A 17,716-nucleotide genomic window follows, 5' to 3' on the forward strand; every position below is an offset into this window, starting at 1 on the left:
GTATTGAGGACCGTGTGATGGACGTATTGCCGCTGGTCGCGTTGGTGGCGGGGAGCGCGGCGATCGCCGGCGCGGCCCGCAGGACGCCGGTGCCCGCTCCCCTGCTGCTGGTGACCGTGGGGCTGATCGCCGCGTACGTGCCGGGCGTGCCGGACTACACGCTGGATCCGCACATCGTGCTGCCCCTGCTGCTGCCGCCGCTCCTGTACACGGCCGCGGTGGACAGTTCGTACCTCGACCTGCGCGCCAACATCCGGCCCGTCGCGCTGCTCTCGGTGGGATACGTGCTCTTCGCGACGGTCGTGGTCGGCTACCTCGCCTATCTGCTGGTGCCCGATCTGCCGCTGACCGCCGCCCTGGTGCTCGGCGCCGTCGTGGCGCCGCCGGACGCCGTCGCGGCCACCGCCATCGCGCGGAAACTGGGTCTGCCGAGCCGGATAACGACCATCCTCCAGGGCGAGTCCCTGGTCAACGACGCGACCGCGATCACCGCCTTCAAGGTGGCCCTCGCCGCGGCCGTGGGCGAGGGCGCGAGCTGGGGCGGCGGGCTCGCCGAGTTCGCGCTCGCCTCCCTGGGAGGCGTCGGCATCGGGCTGGTGATGATGGTGCCGCTGCACTGGCTCCGTACCCACCTGAGGGAAGCCCTGCTCCAGAACACTCTCTCCCTGCTCATCCCGTTCGTCGCCTACGCCGCGGCCGAACAGGTCGGGGCCTCCGGGGTACTGGCCGTCGTGGTCGTCGCCCTCTACCTCGGCCACCGCTCCTGGCAGGTCGACTTCGCGACGCGGCTCCAGGAGGCCGCGGTCTGGAAGATGGTCGCGTTCGTCCTGGAGTCGTCCGTGTTCGCGCTGATCGGACTGCAACTGCCCTTCGTCCTCAGGGGGCTGGGGGAGTACGGCGTCGGGGAGGCGCTCCTGTACGCCGTCGGCGTCTTCGTCACCGTGGTGCTGGTGCGGTACGTCTGGGTCTATCCGGCGACCTTCCTGCCGCGCAAGCTGTTCCCCAGGATCAGGGAGCGCGAGCCCGACACCGACTGGCGGTCGCCGCTGATCGTCGGGTGGGCGGGGATGCGCGGGGTGGTCTCCCTGGCGATCGCCTTCTCCATCCCGCTGACGATGCACGACGACCAGCCGTTCCCGGGGCGCAACCTCGTTCTCTTCCTGACGTTCACCACCGTCATCGGGACGCTGGTCGTGCAGGGGCTCACGCTGCCGCCGCTGATCCGGCTGCTGAGGATCCCGGGGCGCGACGTACAGGCCGAGACCCTGGCCGAGGCGCAGGCGCAGAGCGAGGCGTCCAGGGCGGCGGAGGTACGGCTGGACGAGCTGCTCGCCGACGAGAGCAACGCGCTGCCGCAGCCGCTGGCCGCGCGGCTGCGCGCCGTCCTGGAACGGCGCCGCAACGCCGTGTGGGAGCGGCTCGGGACGGTCAACGAGGTGACGGGCGAGTCGGCGGACGACACGTACCGGCGGCTGTCGGGGGAGATCCTGGAGACGGAGCGCTCGGTGTTCGTGGAGCTGCGGGACCGGCGGGCGATCGACGACGAGATGATGCGGACGCTGCTGCGGCGGCTGGACCTGGAGGAGGCGTCGGCGTACCGGGAGGACACGCCCTAGCCTCCTTCAGGGGGCACCCGTGATCACCGCGGCCACCGTCGTGCCCTCCGGGAACGCGCCCGCCTCGGTCAGCGCCGTCAGGCCGTACAGCATCTTGGCCACGTACAGCCGCTCGACCGGCAGCCCGTGCCGCGCCCCGAAGTCCTCGGCGAACGTGTCGAGGGCGGGGGTGGTACGGGCGTACCCGCCGAAGGTGAAGCGGCCGTCGAGGTCCCAGTCGCCGGTGGGGGCGCCGAACGCGGCGCGCTGGAGTTCCCGTATGTCCGCCTCCAGGAAGTCCCCGCCGACCACGGGGAAGCCCAGCGCGCGCTGTCCGGCGGCGAGCCCGGCGGCCAGGCCGGCGAGCGTCCCGCCCGTTCCGCAGGCGACGGCCACGACGTCGGCCGTCCCGCGCAGCTCCTCGCCGAGGGCGGCGCAGCCGCGTGCGGCGAGGGCGTTGCTGCCGCCCTCCGGGACGACGTGGACGTCCTCGGGACGCAGCGCCGCCTCCGTGAGAAGCGCGGTCAGGACCGCCGGCTCGGTCTTGCGGCGGTACGTCGCGCGGTCGGTGAACAGCAGCCGCATTCCGTCCGCCGCGCACCGGGCGAGGGAGGGGTTGAGGGGCCGGTCCGCCAGTTCCTGGCCCCGGACGACACCGACGGTGGCGAGGCCCAGCAGCCGGCCCGCGGCGGCGGTGGCGCGCAGGTGGTTGGAGTAGGCGCCGCCGAAGGTCAGCAGGGTGCGGCGGCCCGCCCCGGCGGCGGCCCGGAGGTTGGGCGCGAGTTTGCGCCATTTGTTGCCCGGGAGCTCCGGGTGGATCAGGTCGTCGCGCTTGAGCAGCAGCCGTACGCCGTGCCGGGCGAAGCGCTCGTCCTCCACGGCGGTGAGCGGGGACGGGAGCCGGGGCCGCAGGGCGGCGAGGTCGGGGGCTCCGGGCGGCGGGGTCACCGTCCCATTGTCGCGGTGGGGGTGCGCTGGCGCGGGGTCGTGGTGGCGGTGTCGTGGCGCGCGGTCGTGGTGGCGCTGTCGCGTGGGCTCACTTCAGGCGGTCGCGGACACGGCTCCGCATCGACGCCATCGTGAACCCGCGCGGGTCGATCTTGCCCGGCTGCCACTCCAGGTGACCGATGACGGACGGCGCGCCCCAGCCGTGGTGGCGGCAGATCGCGGCGGCGGCCTTCTCGATGGCCTCCAGCTGGACGGCGGGCCAGGGGTCCTTCCCGTCGCCGAGGTTCTCGCACTCGAAGCCGTAGAAGTAGCGGTTCCCGTCGGTGTTCGTCTCGTTGTCCGCAGGGAGGGCCTTCTCGGCGATCACGGCGCGCAGGACGTCGTCGTCCCCGCTCCCCGCGTGATTGGCCCGCCCGTACCCGACCAGGTGGACCCGCCCGTCCTTGGCGATGACACCGTGGCACAGCGGACCCGGCAGGGCCGCGTACCCGTCCCGGCAGATGCGGACCGTGGCCTCGGTGCCCTTGGTGACGGTGTGATGGATCATCACGCCGTGGACCGGGCCCCAGGGCCCCTTGTGGTTGCGGTTGTGGGTGCGCCAGTCGCCGACCTGGACGACGGTGAGCCCTTCGCTCTTCAACACGTCGAGAAACGTGCTCGCGGACATCGGTGAGGACACGGCCGGTCCCTTCGGACGGTAAGCGGAATATCTCGTACCGCGCCTCTTACCCCAACGGCCGTGCCACCAACAGCCGTTCGTATCGCCCTCGTACGGCGTTCGCACGGTGTGCGAACCGATCCGGACACGGGAGCGAACGAGCGGCGGGAACGGGCCGCCGATGGGCCGTCCGGATGAATTTCGGCGTGTTGTTCCCCGATCTCGGTGATCCAGTCCCACTCATTTGTGTAATGGCGCGCCGACTCTCCGTCCTGAAAGTGTCTGTCGTGCAGGTCAGTACATGAACGAAGGGGAGTCTTCATGTCGGTTGGTGACGAGGTCCGCGAGTCGCAGGCACCGCCCCAGCAGAGTCTGGGAACGGACGCCGCGCGCAACTTGGCGACCACCACCAAGTCGGTACCGCAGATGCAGGAGATCACCTCGCGGTGGCTGCTGCGGATGCTGCCGTGGGTGCAGGTACAGGGTGGCACCTACCGGGTCAACCGCAGGCTCAGTTACGCGGTCGGGGACGGGCGTGTGACGTTCGTGCAGACCGGGGACCGGGTGGCGGTCATCCCCGCGGAGCTGGGCGAACTGCCCGCGCTGCGGGGGTACGGGGACGAGGCGGCGCTCGCCGAACTGGCGGGGCGCTGCGAGCAGCAGGAGTTCGCGGCCGGGCAGGTGCTCGCGTCCGCCGGGGACCCGGCGGACCGGGTCTACCTGCTGGCGCACGGCCGGGCGGAGAAGGTCGGGACGGGGCCCTACGGGGACGACGCGGTGCTGGAGACGCTCGCGGACGGCGCGTACTTCGGCGATCAGGCCCTGGTGGACGGGGAGGCCACCTGGGACTACAGCGTCCGCGCGGCGACGGCGTGCACGGTGCTGATCCTGACCAGGTCGGACGTCCTGAACCTGGCGGAGCGCGCCACCTCGCTGCGCGAGCACCTGGACGCGCTGGCGAGCGTGCCGCACCAGCGGACCAACAAGTACGGCGAGGCCGAGATCGAGCTGTCCGCCGGGCATGTGGGCGAGGCGGTCGTCCCGCACACGTTCGTGGACTACGAGGGGACGCCGCGGGAGTACGAACTGAGCGTGGCCCAGACCGTGCTGAAGGTGCACAGCAGGGTCGCGGACCTCTACAACCAGCCGATGAACCAGACCGAGCAGCAGTTGCGGCTCACGGTCGAGGCGCTGCGCGAGCGCCAGGAGTTCGAGCTGATCAACAACCGCGAGTTCGGGCTGCTGCACAACAGCGACTACAGCCAGCGGCTCCAGCCCCACGACGGCGGGCCCAGCCCCGACGACATGGACGAGCTGCTCTCGCGCCGCCGCGGCTCAAAGCTCTTCCTGGCGCATCCGCGGGCCATCGCGGCCTTTGGGCGCGAGTGCAACAAGCGCGGGATCTACCCGGACACCGTGGAGGTCGGGGGACACCACGTGCCCGCGTGGCGGGGTGTGCCGATCTTCCCGTCCAACAAGATCCCGATCTCGGCCGCCAGGACGACCTCGATCCTCTGCATGCGTACGGGCGAGGCCGAGCAGGGGGTCATCGGGCTCCAGCAGAGCGGCATCCCGGACGAGATCGAGCCGAGCCTGTCCGTCCGCTTCATGGGGATCGACGAGCAGGCGATCATCTCCTACCTGGTCACGGCGTACTACTCCGCGGCGATCCTCGTCCCGGACGCGGTGGGCGTACTGGAGAACGTGGAAGTGGGCCGCTGGAGCTGAGCCGGCCGGCCGGAGGGGCCGGCCCCGCGCCGGCCCCTCCGGGCACCCGCACGCCCGGTCCGACACAGCGACAGAGGAAGTGACCGTGACCATGACCAGTACGGATGCCGCCACCGAGGGCCACGAGGCGGTGGCCCTCCTGGACCGCACCCGCACCGCCGTCCATCCCCAACTGCGTTCCACGGTGGAGTCGTTGCCGGACTCCATACGCCGTGTCGCGATGTACCACTTCGGCTGGGAGCACGCCGACGGCACCCCCGCTTTGGGGCGGGCGGGCAAGGCCATCAGGCCCGCGCTCGTGCTCGCCTCGGCCCGGGCGCTCGGCGGGGACCCGCTCCACGCCGTCCGGGCGGCCGTCGCGGTCGAACTGGCCCACAACTTCACGCTGCTGCACGACGACGTCATCGACGAGGACCCCACGCGGCGCCACCGCGCGACCGCCTGGACGGTCTTCGGTACGCCGGCCGCCATCATCGCGGGCGACGCGATGATGGCGCTCGCCCTGCGGCTCCTGGCCGAGGACCCGCATCCGGCGTCGGGCGCGGCCTCGGCCCGGCTGGCCGCGTGTGTCATCGAGCTGTGCGCGGGACAGCAGGCGGACTGCGCCTTCGAACAGCGGGCCCCCGACGAGGTCTCCCTGGACGAGTGCGTGGCGATGGCGATGGCCAAGACCGGTGCGCTGCTGGGCAGTTCGTGTGCGCTGGGGGCGCTGTACGCGGGCGCGGGCGAGGAGGAGATCGCCGCGATGGACGCCTTCGGCCGGGAGGCGGGGCTCGCCTTCCAGCTGATCGACGACCTGATCGGGATCTGGGGTGACCCCGACCGTACGGGCAAGCCGGCCGGCGCCGATCTCGCCGCGCACAAGAAGTCCCTGCCGGTGGTCGCCGCGCTGGCCTCCGGAACCCCGGCGGCGGAGGAGCTGGCCGAGCTGTACCGGTCGCCGATGGACAGCACCGCGATCCGCCGGGCGGCGGACGCGGTGGAGCGGGCCGGGGGGCGCGACTGGGCGCAGGTCCAGGCGGCCGACCGGATGGCCAGGGCAGTACAGCAGCTGTCCCTGGCGGTGCCCGACCTCACGGCGGCGGGCGATCTGCTGGCGCTGGCGGAGTTCGTGACGCGCCGCACGCGGTGAGGTGGAGCGGCAAAAAGGGTTGCGTCACCACTACGGGCTGAGCACTATGGATGAAGTGGTCAGGCGTTCCGTCCTTCCCGGGGCGCCCGACCGCCTTCCGTCCCGCGACCCGGAGGACCCGTGTGCGCAAGCTGACCTATTTTGTCGCTGTCTCGATCGACGGCTTCATCGGCGATCCCACCGGGGACGCCTCCTGCTTCCTGCGCTTCGTGGACGAGGAGTTCGTCGCCCACCTGACGTCGCACTATCCGGAGACGATCGCGAGCCCCGGCCGCCGGGCGCTCGGTATCGACCACCTCAAGAACGAACAGTTCGACACCGTCATCCAGGGCCGGGCCAGTTATGACCTGGCGCTCGCCGAGAACGAGACCAGTCCGTACGCGCACCTGCGGCAGTACGTGGCCTCACGGAGCATCAAGGAGAGCCCGGACCCGGCCGTGGAGATCGTGGCCGGAGATCTGGCCGAAAAGGTTCGGGAACTGAAAGCGGAGGACGGCGACCTGGGGATCTACCTCTGCGGAGGTGCCGACCTGGCCGGGCAGTTGAAGGAGGAGGTGGACGAACTGGTCATCAAGACCTATCCGCTGGTCCTCGGCGCGGGAATGCCGATGTTCGCGGCCGGTTTTTCCGTCGGCGAGTTCACTCTGGAGTCCGTGGAGACGTTCGGAAATGGTGTGGTGGTCCGGAAATACGTCAGGAAGCGGTGACCCGTGCTGCGGGGGAAGATCCCTTACCGCTACAGTCCGCGCCATGACAGCGGAGTCGACGGATTCATGGGCAGGCTGGTACCGGGACCGCCTGGGCGCGGAAGCGATCACGATCCTCTCGGGCGGACAGCAAGTACGCACCAGCATCAGGGGAGTTGAGTACGAAGGCACGGAGTTCGCCACGCTGGAGCCGGTGGGCGGGGGCGCGGTGCTGTCCTCCTGCGTCATGGAGTGGGACATGCCGATGCCGGTCAGCACGGAGGGCACGGTCCAGCAGGCGACGCTCAACTGCCTCCTGGCGCTGGGCGAACGGGCGTCCGGCGACCCGCAGGGGCGCGCGGAGCTGAGCCTGACGCTGCGGTGCGGCGGCGCGGCCTACGAATCGGGCATCGCCGGGGGCGGGTTCGAGGAGGCGCTCGGCCGCATCCGCCGCCAGCTGCCGACGGACACGGAGCTGGGCGGCAGACCGCTGGTGGGGGCCTGACCCACGGGTGGCGCTCGGCCGCCCGGCGGACGTTCCGCTGTCGCTGTACGGGTGCGCCGCCCCGCCCGCCGGACGGCCCTTACGCGCCCGGGTTGTCGTCGAGGAGGACGAACTCCTCCTCGACATCGGCCGCCGGGAAGCCGGCCGCGGCCAGGGCGTCGAGCAGCGCGTCCAGCCGGGCGCGGGCCGACGGACGGCCGCTCCCGAAGGCGCGCTGCGTCACGTACCGCTCCTGGACCCCGCCGGACAGCACGCGCCGGGCGGTGCGCGAGACCCGCGCGGCGTGCCCTTCCACGACGGCGGCGAGGCGTTGGGTGTCGTACGGGATCCGCAGCCGCAGCGTGACGCGGTGGGCGAAGTGGCAGTGCGCGGGCAGTACGGCGGCCTCGGCGTCGGTCCCCGGCACCCCCGCGTTCCACGGCGCCGCCGCGATCGCCGTCCGTATCACCGGGAATCCGGCCTCCGCGAGCCGGCCGGACCACAGCTCGGCGGCGTGCCGCTGGGCGTCGAGGCTGCCCGTACCGCGCAGGGTGAGCACTGGGCGGGAGGGCGTGCGGCCGCGGTCCCGTACCCCGGTGGTCAGGTCGAGCCCCTGGGCTCCGGCCCAGGCGGCCAGCCGGGCGGCGGGCTCCGGCCGGTCGGCCCGTACCGTCAGCCGGGTCGTGAAGTCGCCCTCGACGGCCGGGGCCGGACCGGGCCGGGAGGCGGCGCCGGTGTCCGTACTGCCGGTGTCCGTACCGCCGACGCTCGTGCTGCCGACGTCCGTCGTACCGGGTTCCGTCCTGCCGGATTCTGTCCCGCCGGTTTCTGTCCTACCGGTTTCCGTTCTGCCGGTTTCCGTACTGAAGTCCACCGCCCGACGTTACCAAGGGGAAGGGGCGCCCCGTGGTGTACTTCGGGACGCCCCTGTGAAGCCGCGCTGTCATGCGCGTGTCGTGCGGTGGTGGGGGGTTGGCTCCGGTCGGTGCCGGGGTCAGGAGAGCTTGGCCACGGCGGCCGCGAGGCCGTTGACCCACAGCTGGTTCACGCGCGAGCGCTCCGCCGCGTTCGGCTGGGCGTTCTGGCAGGACGTGCCGGGGCCGCCACCCGACATCAGCTCGCTGCACGGACCGCTGTAGTGGTCCGGGAGGCCGAGCACGTGCCCGGTCTCGTGCGCGGTGACGCGGGTCGAGTTGTACTGCTGGTTCTGGGCGTAGTCGAGGAAGATGTAGCCGCTGCCGTGGCCGTTGGTGCTGGCGAACGAGCCGCGCGGGTCGTTGCCCTCGCGGTACGTGAAGTCGGCGTTGGTGCCCGACGCGAGCTTCACGTTGGTGACCGCGCTGTTCCAGATCGACGCGCTGCTGGCTATCTGGCTGCGGAAGCGGGGCGCGGCGGACGCGTTGTAGACGACGGTCACCACGGCGGCGCCGGGGTTGGCCGCGCGCTTCTCGGCGACCGACTTGAGGACCGCGTCGAAGAACGCCTTGTTGTTGGCGGCCTCGGCCTTCGAGCCTTCGTAGGCGGCGTACGAGGACGCGGCCGGGACGCCGCTGGGGGCGGGCGCGGCGGAGGCGGGGGCGGCGCTCAGCGCGGTCGCGAGGGCCAGGCCGAGGCCGGCGATCGCGGAGAGGGCGGACTTCGAGACTCTGGGGTGACGCATGTGGGGGGCTCCTAGTCGTCCGGTGAACGGGTTCGGTAGGGGAGAGTCTCGGGGAGTCCGCCGCGTTACGGATGATGTCAATCGGCGATAGCACCAGCGCATATCCCTGGTTGGCTTTCTTCGAATGCGCTCCGGATTAGCGCGATTTGGGTGTCTGGTGCGGCTCAGGACCCGGCTCTACTCTTCGGGAATGGAGCTGGAGGTCAGGCATCTGCGTGCCCTGTGTGCCATCGCCGAAGCGGGCAGTCTGCGCAAGGCCGCCCGGCAGCTGGGGATGAGCCAGCCGTCGCTGACGACCCAGTTGCGGCGGATCGAGAACGCGCTCGGCGCCGAGCTGTTCGCCCGCGAACGCACGGGCTGTCGCCCCACTCCGCTGGGCCACTCGGTGCTGAGCCGCGCGCGGCCGCTGGTCGACGGGATGGCGACGCTGGTGTCCGAGGCGCGGGCCGCCGCGGATCTGGCGGCCGGCCCCCGGCTGCGGATCGGTTCGACCGCGAGCCGGGCGCTCGGCGGCTGGCTGCGGCGGCTGAGGGGGCGGCTGCCCGGGACGGACATCTCGCTCCACATGGACGTCTCGGCCGGGGCGTTGCTGCGGATGGTCGCGGCGGGGCGGCTGGACGTGGCGTTCGTGCACGAGGTGGAGGGCTGTCCGCTGACGGTCCCGGAGGGCCTGGAGAGACGCGTACTGGTCGAGCGTGAACCGCAGTTCGTCTCCATGGCCCGCGACCATCCGGCCGCCGCGAGCCCGGTGGTGGCGCTGGCCGACCTGGCGGGGGACCGCTGGGTGGTCGACCCGACGGTGGACGGCGAATGGGACGGCCTGCGCCGGGTGTTGGTCGCGGCGGGCATCAACCCGGCGGTCCTGCACGGGGATTACCTCACGGCGGCGACGCTGATCGCGGTCGGCGAGGCGGTCGCCCCGTGCCAGCCCACCTCGGGCCCGCGCGACGACATGGCGATCCGGCCGCTGCGGGACGACCCGCTGGCCGTACGGCTCCAGCTGTTCTCGCGCCCGGGGACGACGCCCGGGGCGGGGGAACGCCCGGCGGGCATCCGGTCCGTCGTGGACGAGGTGTACGCGGACCTGGAGGCGGCGTACCGGGAGGCGGCGCTGCGAGCGGTGGGCTACCGCCAGTGGCTGACCCACCACAAGAGCCCGCTGCTGCACGCGCCGGCGGCGTAGGGGGCGCGCGGGCGGGGCCGTACCGCTCCGTCCGGAGGCAGAGCCGTACCGCTCCATCGAAAGCCGTCCACGCGTGGGGACAAATACCACATTCCCGCATTCGGGGATCTCGGCGGCCTGGATCCGCCCGACAATGGCTTGATCCAGGTGCAAAAGTCTGGATTCGGCCAACGATGGGTGACTTTCGGGGGTGTCGGGCAACCCGGGGCGACGCGTCTCCGATCTCACAGGGTGTTCACAGGTCCGATGCCCCGGTGGCACGCGCAGACGAGGAACCGATGACCAGAGATCACCACAACCGTTTCGGGCGGCCGGCGCTGGCCGCCTCCGCCGCCCTCGCCGTCGTCGCGGGCGTGGCGGGCGCCGCGCCCGTCGCCGGGGCGGCGCCGGCCGGACCGGAGATCGGCCTGCTCGCCGCCTCCAGCAGCGTGACGCTCGACCGGTGGGAGGGGGAACCCGGGGTCTACCTGGACCTCGGTACGTACGTCACCGTCGACGGCGGCCCCCTCGAATTCAGGGTGACGCGCGCGTCGTACAAGACCCCCGTGATCGCCCACCAGGTCATCCGCGACGGGAAGAAGACGCGGACGAAGCGGCTGCCGACCGGGCTGGTCAAGGACTTCTCCGGGCTGCCGGGCTTCATCGAGGTGTCCGTCAAGGACGCGAAGGGCAAGCAGGTGGTGAAGGCGAGCGACCCGTTCTGCCCGAACAACGCGTCCGGGCGCATCCGCCCCGACGCCCCGGCCACCTCTGCGTATCCGGAGAGCTGCCCGACGAACCCGTTCACGCTCGGCTCGGTGTGGGGCGTGGAGAAGGGCTGGGCGTCGAACACCAGCAACGGCTCCTACTCCGAGCCGGTCGACCTGCCGGCCGGCGGCTACACGGCCACGGTGTCGGTCGCGAAGAAGTACCGCGACCTGCTGGGCATCGCGAACAAGCCGCGGACGATCAGGCTGACGGTACGGCAGCAGGGGGACGGGGTCGGGGGCGCGGCGAGGTCGGCGCCGGGCCCGGCCCACTCCGCCCACGTCTCCGCCATGCCCCAGGGCCACGACACAAACAGCGCAAGCCCCATGGGAGACACACCCCCCGCCCACCTCCACAGCACCGGCCGGGGAGCCGACGTCCCCACCCCGCCCGCCCGTCCCCACGCGATCGGCCCCCGCGCCCTCACCCACCTGGGCGACGGCCCGGGACACACCGACGGCTCGCGCATCGCGCCCGCCCTCCGGCCCCACGCGAAGCGCCCGACGGGCGCGGCGAAGGTGCCCGACGTACCGAAGCCGGACCTCCGCTCGCTGCCGGCCTGGGACATCGGTATCTCCGACGGGGAGGACGGGGACATCCCCGGCAAGGACTACATGGTGTTCAGCGCCAACGTCTGGAACGCCGGCCCCGCGCCCCTGGTCGTGGACGGATTCCGCAGCCCGGGCAAGGAGTTGATGGACGCGTACCAGTACTTCTACGACGCCCGGGGCAAGCAGGTCGGCTACACCCCCACCGGCACGATGGAGTGGGACCCGCGCGTGGGCCACGAACACTGGCACTTCACCGACTTCGCCAGCTACCGCCTGCTGAGCGCGGACAGGTCCGAGATCGTACGGAGCGGCAAGGAGGCGTTCTGCCTGGCCAACACGGACGCCATCGACTACACGGTGAAGAACGCCAACTGGCACCCCAACAACACGGACCTGTCGACCGCCTGCGGCCAGCAGAACTCGGTCTCCGTACGCGAGGTCCTCGACGTGGGCTCCGGTGACACGTACACCCAGTACCGCCCCGGCCAGTCCTTCGACGTCACCGACCTGCCGAACGGCACGTACTACATCGAGGTCATCGCCAACCCCGAACACCGCCTGCAAGAAACGAACCTCAAGAACAACGTAGCGCTGCGCAAGGTCCTCCTGACCGGCAAATCAGGAGCCCGAAAGGTGACGGTCCCCCCGATCGACCTGATCACCACCCCCTGACCCCACCCCCGACCCGTGCCGCGGCGAACAAGACCGCACCCGCACCCTCAGCCGCGCCGGGATCGGGGCGGGCTGTGGGGCGGGTGCGGTCATGGGGCGTGACCATGGGCGGGTCAGGCCTTCTTCGTCTCCCAGAAGATCTTGTCGATCTGGGCGATGTAGTCCAGGGCCTTCTGGCCCGTCGCCGGGTCCGTGGAGGCCTTGGCGGCCGAGAGGGCCTTCAGGGCGTCGTTGACCAGCTGGTGGAGCTCGGGGTACTTCTCGAAGTGCGGCGGCTTGAAGTAGTCGCTCCAGAGCACCGACACGTGGTGCTTGGCGAGCTCGGCGCGCTGCTCCTTGATGACCGTCGCGCGGGCCTGGAAGTGTGCGTCGTCGTTGCCGGCCATCTTTTCCTGGACGGCCTTGACCGACTCGGCTTCGATGCGGGCCTGGGCGGGGTCGTACACGCCGCAGGGGAGGTCGCAGTGGGCGCTGACCTTCACCTTGGGGGCAAACAGGCGGGAGAGCATGGAGCTGTCCTTCCTCGTGATCGTCTTCTCAGGTGGGACATTACTCCGTGAGAAGCGTGATTTCGCGAGTGCCCCCGTGGGCTTAGGACAAAAGTCCGGGGCCAAAATGGGACAGGTGGCGGAACGGACCGCGGGACCGGGAGGGTGTCGGGATGACGGAGCACGAGCGTGAGCCGAGAGCGCCGTTGGGGATCGCCGAAGTGACCGGGCCGTCCATGTACCCGACGCTCCGGCACGGCGACCAGCTCCTCGTCCACTACCGCGCCCCCGTCAAGGCCGGCGACGTGGCCGTGCTCAAGCACCCGCTCCAGCAGGACCTCCTCATCGTGAAGCGGCTGGTGGAGCGGCGCGACGACGGATGGTGGGTGCTCGGCGACAACCCGGGCGCCGAGGGGGACAGCCGGGTGTTCGGCGCCGTACCCGAGGAGCTGCTGCTGGGGCGGGTGAGGGCCCGCTACCGACCGCCCGCGGAAGGTCAGCGGTCCGTGCTCGGGACCGTCTCGTGGCTCGTCTCGGCGCTGAGGCCGGTGCTCGCCGACCGCTCCGTCTCCAGGCGCTTGCGCGCCCGGTAGGCGGCCACGTTGGCCCGGGTCGCGCAGCGGTCCGAGCAGTAGCGGCGCGACCGGTTGGTCGAGGTGTCCAGATAGGCGTTGCGGCACGGCGCGGCCTGGCACAGCCCCAGCCGGTCCACCCCGAACCCGGTCAGGTGGAAGGCCAGCCCCATCGCCGCCGTCGCCGCGTACCCCGCAGTCGCGTTGGACGGGTGCTCCGCCAGATGCATGTGCCAGCGCGGCCGCCCCTCCTCGTCCAGGAAGTCGTGCCCGGAGACCTGCGGGCTGACCGGGAACTCCAGCAGCAGCGAGTTCAGCAGGTCGACCGCCCGGCCGCCCTCGCCCTCGTCGGCCGCCGTGAAGACGGCGCGCAGCCGGGCCCGTACCGCCCGGAAACGCGTGAGGTCCGCCTCCGTCGCCCTGCGGGCCAGCTGGGTGCTCGCGCCGAACAGGGCACGGATGTCCTCCACCGAGGTCAGCGTGTCCGTGCCACGGGCCGGCTCCTCGGTGTTGACCAGGCGCACGGCGAAGTCCGAGTAAGAGGCCAGTTCCACTTGTAGTCCTTACGGCTGCGGTCTAGGTTGGTTCGTCGGAAGAGGACGTAATGGGCTTTCGCCCTGTCAGGGTATTACGAATGCGTGGAGGAGACGTCTCATGTCGCTCGTCGACACCGACTGGACGGACTGGCAGCGGAGCTGGGACCGCCAGCAGGAGTGGTACATGCCCGACCGCGAGGAGCGCTTCCGGGTCATGCTGGACATGGTCGAGGCCGTCGTCGGCCCCGAACCGAGGGTGCTGGACCTCGCGTGCGGTACGGGCAGTATCACCGACCGGCTGCTCCGGAGGTTCCCCGGCGCCACGAGCACCGGCGTCGACCTCGACCCGGCGCTGCTCACCATCGCCCGCGGCTCCTTCGCCGGGGACGACCGCGTCACCTTCGTCACCGCCGACCTCAAGGACCCGGACTGGCCGGGGCTGCTGCCCGAGGGACCGTACGACGCCGTCCTCACCGCCACCGCCCTGCACTGGCTCCACAGCGAACCGCTCGCGGTGCTGTACGGGCAGCTCGCCGGTGTCGTCAGGGAGGGCGGGGTCTTCATGAACGCCGACCACATGCCGGCCGACGACACCCCCCGTATCAACGCGGCCGAGCGCGCCCACCGCCACGCCGCGATGGAACGGGCGAAGGCCGAGGGGGCCCTCGACTGGGCCGACTGGTGGGATCTCGCCGCCAAGGACCCGGTCCTCGCGGAACCGACCGCCGAGCGCTTCCGTATCTACGGCGAACACGCGGACGGCGACACCCCCACCGCCGCCTGGCACGCGCGCACGCTCCGGGAGGCGGGCTTCGCGGAGGCGCGGACCGTCTGGTCCTCGCCGTCCGACAGCCTGGTCCTCGCGCTGAAGTAAGCAGGCCGCCGGGCCCTGAGGCAGGGACGCCGCGGGCGTCTTCGTACCGTCCCCCGGTACGGAGACGCCCGTACCGCCCGCTACAGCACCTTCGACAGGAACGACTTCGTACGGTCGTGCCGCGGGTTCGTCAGGACGTCCCTCGGGTGCCCCGACTCCACGACCACCCCGTCGTCCATGAACACCAGCGCGTCCCCGACCTCCCGCGCGAAGCCCATCTCATGGGTGACCACGATCATGGTCATGCCCTCCTCCGCCAGCCCGCGCATGACGTCCAGGACATCACCCACCAGCTCCGGGTCCAGCGCCGACGTCGGCTCGTCGAAAAGCATCAGCTTCGGCTCCATCGCCAGGGCCCGCGCGATCGCCACCCGCTGCTGCTGGCCGCCGGAGAGCTGCGCCGGGTAGCTGGCGGCCTTGTCGCCGAGGCCCACCCGGTCGAGCAGCCGTACGGCCCGCGCGCGGGCCACGGCCTTCGTCTCGCCGCGCACCTGGACCGGCGCCTCCATGATGTTCTCGATCGCCGTCATGTGCGGGAAGAGGTTGAAGCGCTGGAAGACCATGCCGATGTCCCGGCGCTTCCTGGCGACCTCGCTGTCCTTCAGCTCGTACAGCTTGTCGCCCTTCTGGCGGTAGCCGACCAGCTCCCCGTCCACCGACAGCCGCCCGGCGTTGATCTGCTCCAGATGGTTGATGCACCGCAGGAACGTCGACTTGCCGGACCCCGACGGGCCGATCAGGCAGAAGACCTCCCGCGGGGCGACCTCCAGGTCGATCCCCTTGAGGATGTGCGCGGCGCCGAAGGACTTGTGGACGCCCTCCGCCCTCACCATGGCGGTCATGCGGCGGCTCCCGTACGAGTGCTGAATCCGGCCAGATTCCTCTTGACCTTCTGGAACGGCGTCAGCGGCAGCGAGCGGCTGGAACCACGCGCGTAGTACCGCTCCAGATAGAACTGCCCGACGCTGAAGACCGTGGTCAGGATCAGGTACCAGGCCGCCGCGAGGAAGAGCATCTCCGCCGCCGCGCCCGAGGTGGTCCCGATGTCCTGCGCCGTCCTCAGCAACTCGGTGTACTGCACCGCCGAGACGAGCGACGTCGTCTTCAGCATGTTGATGACCTCGTTGCCGGTGGGCGGCACTATCACCCGCATGGCCTGCGGGATGATCACCCGGCGCAGCGTCTTGCCGTGGCTCATGCCCAGCGCGTGCGACGCCTCGGTCTGGCCCTCGTCGACGGAGAGCAGTCCGGCCCGGCAGATCTCCGCCATGTACGCGGCCTCGTTGAGGCCGAGTCCCAGCAGCGCCGTCAGGAACGGCGTCATGAACGAGGACCAGTAGTCCTTGTAGATCGGGCCGAGGTTGATGTACTCGAATACCAGTCCGAGATTGAACCAGACCAGCAGTTGTACGTAGACGGGCGTACCGCGGAAGAACCAGATGTAGAACCACGCGATGGACGACGTCACCGGGTTCTTCGACAGGCGCATGACCGCGAGGATCACGCCCCCGACCACACCCATCAGCATCGCCAGGACGGTGAGGAGGAGGGTGTTGCCGACCCCGGACAGGATCCGGCCGTCGAAGAAGTAGTCGGGGATGGCGCCCCAGTTCACCTTGCCCTGCGAGAAGGCGTAGATGAGCGAGACGAGCAGGGCGACGGCCACCACGGCGGAGACGTACCGGCCGTAGTGCCGGACCGGGATCGCCTTGATGGCCTCGGGCCCGGCGGGGGGCGTGTCGATCGGCCCCGCCTTTTCGATGTCAGCAGTCACAGGTGTTGTGCCTCTCAGCGCCGGATGTCCGGCCGGGACGCTCGGGTGGGAACGTCCCGGCGGGGACGGTCGGGAGCGTCCCGACGGGGGACGGTCGGGAACGTCCGGTCAGGAGCCGCCGTTGAGCTTGGCCTCGGTGACCGCGCCGGACTCGGCGCCCCACTTGGCGAGGACCTTGCCGTACTCGCCGTTCTTGATGATCGCGTTCATCGCCGCCTGGAGCGCGGCGGAGAGCTCCTTGTTGTCCTTCGCGACCGCGATGCCGTACGGGGCGGCCTCGACGGTGTCGCCGACCAGCTCGAAGTCGTTGCCGCCGCCCGAGGTCTTCACCGCGTACGCGGCGATCGGGGAGTCCGAGGAGCCGGCGTCGGCGCCGCCGGAGCGCAGCCGTACCTGGGCCTGCTGGTCGTTGTCGAAGGACTCGATGGCGAGCTTCTTGCCGGCCGGGCACTTCTTCGCCTGGTCCTTGGCGAGGTCCTCGGAGACCGTGGCGCGCTGGACGACGATCTTCTTGCCGCAGAGGTCGTCCCAGGTCTTGATGCCCTGGTCCTTGCCCTTCTGGGTGTAGATCGAGACACCGGCGGTGTAGTAGTCGACGAAGTCGACGCCCTCGCCGACCTTCTTGCCGTCCTCGACACCCTCCTGGCGGTCCTTGGTGTCGGTCATCGCGGACATGGCGATGTCGTAGCGCTTGGCGCGCAGGCCGGTGACCAGGGTGTCGAAGGTGCCGTTCTCGAACTCGAACTTCACCCCGAGCTGCTTGCCCAGCGCGTCGGCGAGGTCCGGGTCGATGCCGACCGTCTTGCCGGACTTGTCCTTGAACTCCACCGGCGCGTACGCGATGTCGGAGCCGACCTTGACGACACCCTTGTCCTGGATGGCCTTGGGCAGCTGGTCGAAGAGCGGTGCCTTGTTCGTGTCGGCGGACGCGGCGCTGTCCTTCTTGCCGCTGTCGGTCTGGTCGCCACAGGCGGTCAGCAGCATGGCGCCCGCCACCGCGATCGCGCCGGCCGCGGCGATCCGGGACTTCGCGGCGGTCGTACGACGTGTGGTGCTAGCGGTCATGATGAGAATCCTCCGGCGGGTCGGGCGGGTGAGGAACCGCCACAAAGACGGGACAATCCGGCTGGCACACGCCTTCGATTTTCGCAACGGTGTGTGATGAGAGGCATCTTGCCATTCGGACTGACCCGTTCAGGGGACCAGTCATGTCAAAATCGGGTAACGGGACTCACCCTCACCCCGTTCGCCCCGCCCATCACGGCGGGACCATTTACCGGGTTGTCTCTTTCCGACCGGAAAATCTCCCGTTCGTACCGGCTTGGACGCATGATTCGCGCGGTCCGCCGCAGGTGTCCACATTTTCGTTTATGAGGCATGTCACCGCGTCGGTGTGGAGTCGCAGGCGGCGTTGTCCGTCCGGTATGA

18 protein-coding genes are annotated in these 17,716 nt (G+C 70.7%); 9 read left to right on the forward strand and 9 right to left on the reverse strand.

The genetic code is table 11. The features are described 5' to 3' along the window. Positions 1 to 17 precede the first annotated feature (17 nt). Positions 18 to 1,616 carry a Na+/H+ antiporter gene (locus tag ACIODU_RS07640; RefSeq protein WP_161306968.1) on the forward strand — a complete coding sequence of 533 codons (1,599 nt, stop codon included), beginning with the start codon at positions 18 to 20 and terminating at the stop codon, positions 1,614 to 1,616. A 6-nt stretch (positions 1,617 to 1,622) separates the two neighbouring features. Here the strand turns inward: ACIODU_RS07640 and ACIODU_RS07645 are convergent, their stop codons facing one another. Both ACIODU_RS07645 and ACIODU_RS07650 read right to left on the reverse strand, forming a co-directional pair. Continuing rightward, a complete protein-coding gene (locus tag ACIODU_RS07645; protein WP_401765110.1) occupies positions 1,623 to 2,543 on the reverse strand; it encodes a 1-aminocyclopropane-1-carboxylate deaminase/D-cysteine desulfhydrase in 921 nt (306 codons plus the stop codon). 88 nt (positions 2,544 to 2,631) lie between these two features. After that, positions 2,632 to 3,210, reverse strand: a complete 579-nt coding sequence (locus ACIODU_RS07650) for an N-acetylmuramoyl-L-alanine amidase (RefSeq protein WP_356427454.1) — start codon at positions 3,208 to 3,210, stop codon at positions 2,632 to 2,634. A 312-nt stretch (positions 3,211 to 3,522) separates the two neighbouring features. On the opposite strand from ACIODU_RS07650, the gene ACIODU_RS07655 reads away from it, so the two are divergent. The 4 genes from ACIODU_RS07655 (at position 3,523) to ACIODU_RS07670 (ending at position 7,252) form a co-directional block, all read left to right on the forward strand. Next, positions 3,523 to 4,929, forward strand: a complete 1,407-nt coding sequence (locus ACIODU_RS07655; RefSeq protein WP_356427310.1) for a family 2B encapsulin nanocompartment shell protein — start codon at positions 3,523 to 3,525, stop codon at positions 4,927 to 4,929. Positions 4,930 to 5,020: 91 nt separating this feature from the next. Further along, positions 5,021 to 6,061, forward strand: a complete 1,041-nt coding sequence (locus ACIODU_RS07660) for a family 2 encapsulin nanocompartment cargo protein polyprenyl transferase (protein ID WP_401765868.1) — start codon at positions 5,021 to 5,023, stop codon at positions 6,059 to 6,061. 122 nt (positions 6,062 to 6,183) lie between these two features. Then, positions 6,184 to 6,768, forward strand: a complete 585-nt coding sequence (locus tag ACIODU_RS07665; protein ID WP_401765113.1) for a dihydrofolate reductase family protein — start codon at positions 6,184 to 6,186, stop codon at positions 6,766 to 6,768. A gap of 43 nt (positions 6,769 to 6,811) precedes the next feature. Then, entirely contained in the window at positions 6,812 to 7,252 is a 441-nt protein-coding gene (locus ACIODU_RS07670; RefSeq protein ID WP_356427304.1) for a DUF6304 family protein, read from the forward strand. 79 nt (positions 7,253 to 7,331) lie between these two features. On the opposite strand, the gene ACIODU_RS07675 is transcribed toward ACIODU_RS07670, so the two are convergent. Further along, the gene (locus ACIODU_RS07675) at positions 7,332 to 8,105 is read right to left on the reverse strand and encodes a hypothetical protein (protein WP_401765116.1); all 774 of its coding nucleotides are present in this window, start codon (positions 8,103 to 8,105) and stop codon (positions 7,332 to 7,334) included. 120 nt (positions 8,106 to 8,225) lie between these two features. Beyond that, positions 8,226 to 8,891, reverse strand: coding sequence for a snapalysin (snpA, locus tag ACIODU_RS07680; protein WP_356427298.1), 666 nt, complete (start codon positions 8,889 to 8,891; stop codon positions 8,226 to 8,228). Positions 8,892 to 9,081: 190 nt separating this feature from the next. Between snpA and ACIODU_RS07685 the strand changes: the two genes are divergently transcribed. After that, the gene (locus tag ACIODU_RS07685) at positions 9,082 to 10,074 is read left to right on the forward strand and encodes a LysR family transcriptional regulator (RefSeq protein ID WP_401765119.1); all 993 of its coding nucleotides are present in this window, start codon (positions 9,082 to 9,084) and stop codon (positions 10,072 to 10,074) included. Positions 10,075 to 10,352: 278 nt separating this feature from the next. Continuing rightward, the gene (locus tag ACIODU_RS07690) at positions 10,353 to 12,044 is read left to right on the forward strand and encodes a lysyl oxidase family protein (protein ID WP_401765122.1); all 1,692 of its coding nucleotides are present in this window, start codon (positions 10,353 to 10,355) and stop codon (positions 12,042 to 12,044) included. Between the two features lie 113 nt (positions 12,045 to 12,157). Here the strand turns inward: ACIODU_RS07690 and sodN are convergent, their stop codons facing one another. Next, complete coding sequence (gene sodN, locus ACIODU_RS07695) at positions 12,158 to 12,553, reverse strand: superoxide dismutase, Ni (RefSeq protein WP_167027254.1); 396 nt, start codon at positions 12,551 to 12,553, stop codon at positions 12,158 to 12,160. Between the two features lie 152 nt (positions 12,554 to 12,705). On the opposite strand from sodN, the gene sodX reads away from it, so the two are divergent. After that, a complete protein-coding gene (sodX, locus tag ACIODU_RS07700; protein ID WP_401765125.1) occupies positions 12,706 to 13,125 on the forward strand; it encodes a nickel-type superoxide dismutase maturation protease in 420 nt (139 codons plus the stop codon). On the opposite strand, the gene ACIODU_RS07705 is transcribed toward sodX, so the two are convergent. Further along, a complete protein-coding gene (locus tag ACIODU_RS07705; RefSeq protein WP_401765127.1) occupies positions 13,029 to 13,658 on the reverse strand; it encodes a CGNR zinc finger domain-containing protein in 630 nt (209 codons plus the stop codon). The two genes, sodX and ACIODU_RS07705, sit on opposite strands and share 97 nt — an antisense overlap. 100 nt (positions 13,659 to 13,758) lie before the next feature. Here ACIODU_RS07705 and ACIODU_RS07710 point away from each other — a divergent pair, with 100 nt between their 5' ends. Continuing rightward, the gene (locus ACIODU_RS07710; protein WP_401765130.1) at positions 13,759 to 14,514 is read left to right on the forward strand and encodes a class I SAM-dependent methyltransferase; all 756 of its coding nucleotides are present in this window, start codon (positions 13,759 to 13,761) and stop codon (positions 14,512 to 14,514) included. Between the two features lie 80 nt (positions 14,515 to 14,594). Here the strand turns inward: ACIODU_RS07710 and ACIODU_RS07715 are convergent, their stop codons facing one another. The 3 genes from ACIODU_RS07715 to ACIODU_RS07725 all read right to left on the reverse strand — a co-directional run bounded on the left by ACIODU_RS07715 (position 14,595) and on the right by ACIODU_RS07725 (position 17,353). Further along, positions 14,595 to 15,347 carry an amino acid ABC transporter ATP-binding protein gene (locus ACIODU_RS07715; protein WP_356427448.1) on the reverse strand — a complete coding sequence of 251 codons (753 nt, stop codon included), beginning with the start codon at positions 15,345 to 15,347 and terminating at the stop codon, positions 14,595 to 14,597. Between the two features lie 5 nt (positions 15,348 to 15,352). Continuing rightward, entirely contained in the window at positions 15,353 to 16,288 is a 936-nt protein-coding gene (locus ACIODU_RS07720; protein ID WP_356427280.1) for an amino acid ABC transporter permease, read from the reverse strand. Between the two features lie 108 nt (positions 16,289 to 16,396). Continuing rightward, positions 16,397 to 17,353, reverse strand: coding sequence for an ABC transporter substrate-binding protein (locus tag ACIODU_RS07725; protein WP_356427277.1), 957 nt, complete (start codon positions 17,351 to 17,353; stop codon positions 16,397 to 16,399). Positions 17,354 to 17,716: the final 363 nt, after the last annotated feature.

The sequence above is a fragment of the Streptomyces sp. NPDC088261 genome, assembly GCF_044740805.1.
GTDB lineage: Bacteria > Actinomycetota > Actinomycetes > Streptomycetales > Streptomycetaceae > Streptomyces.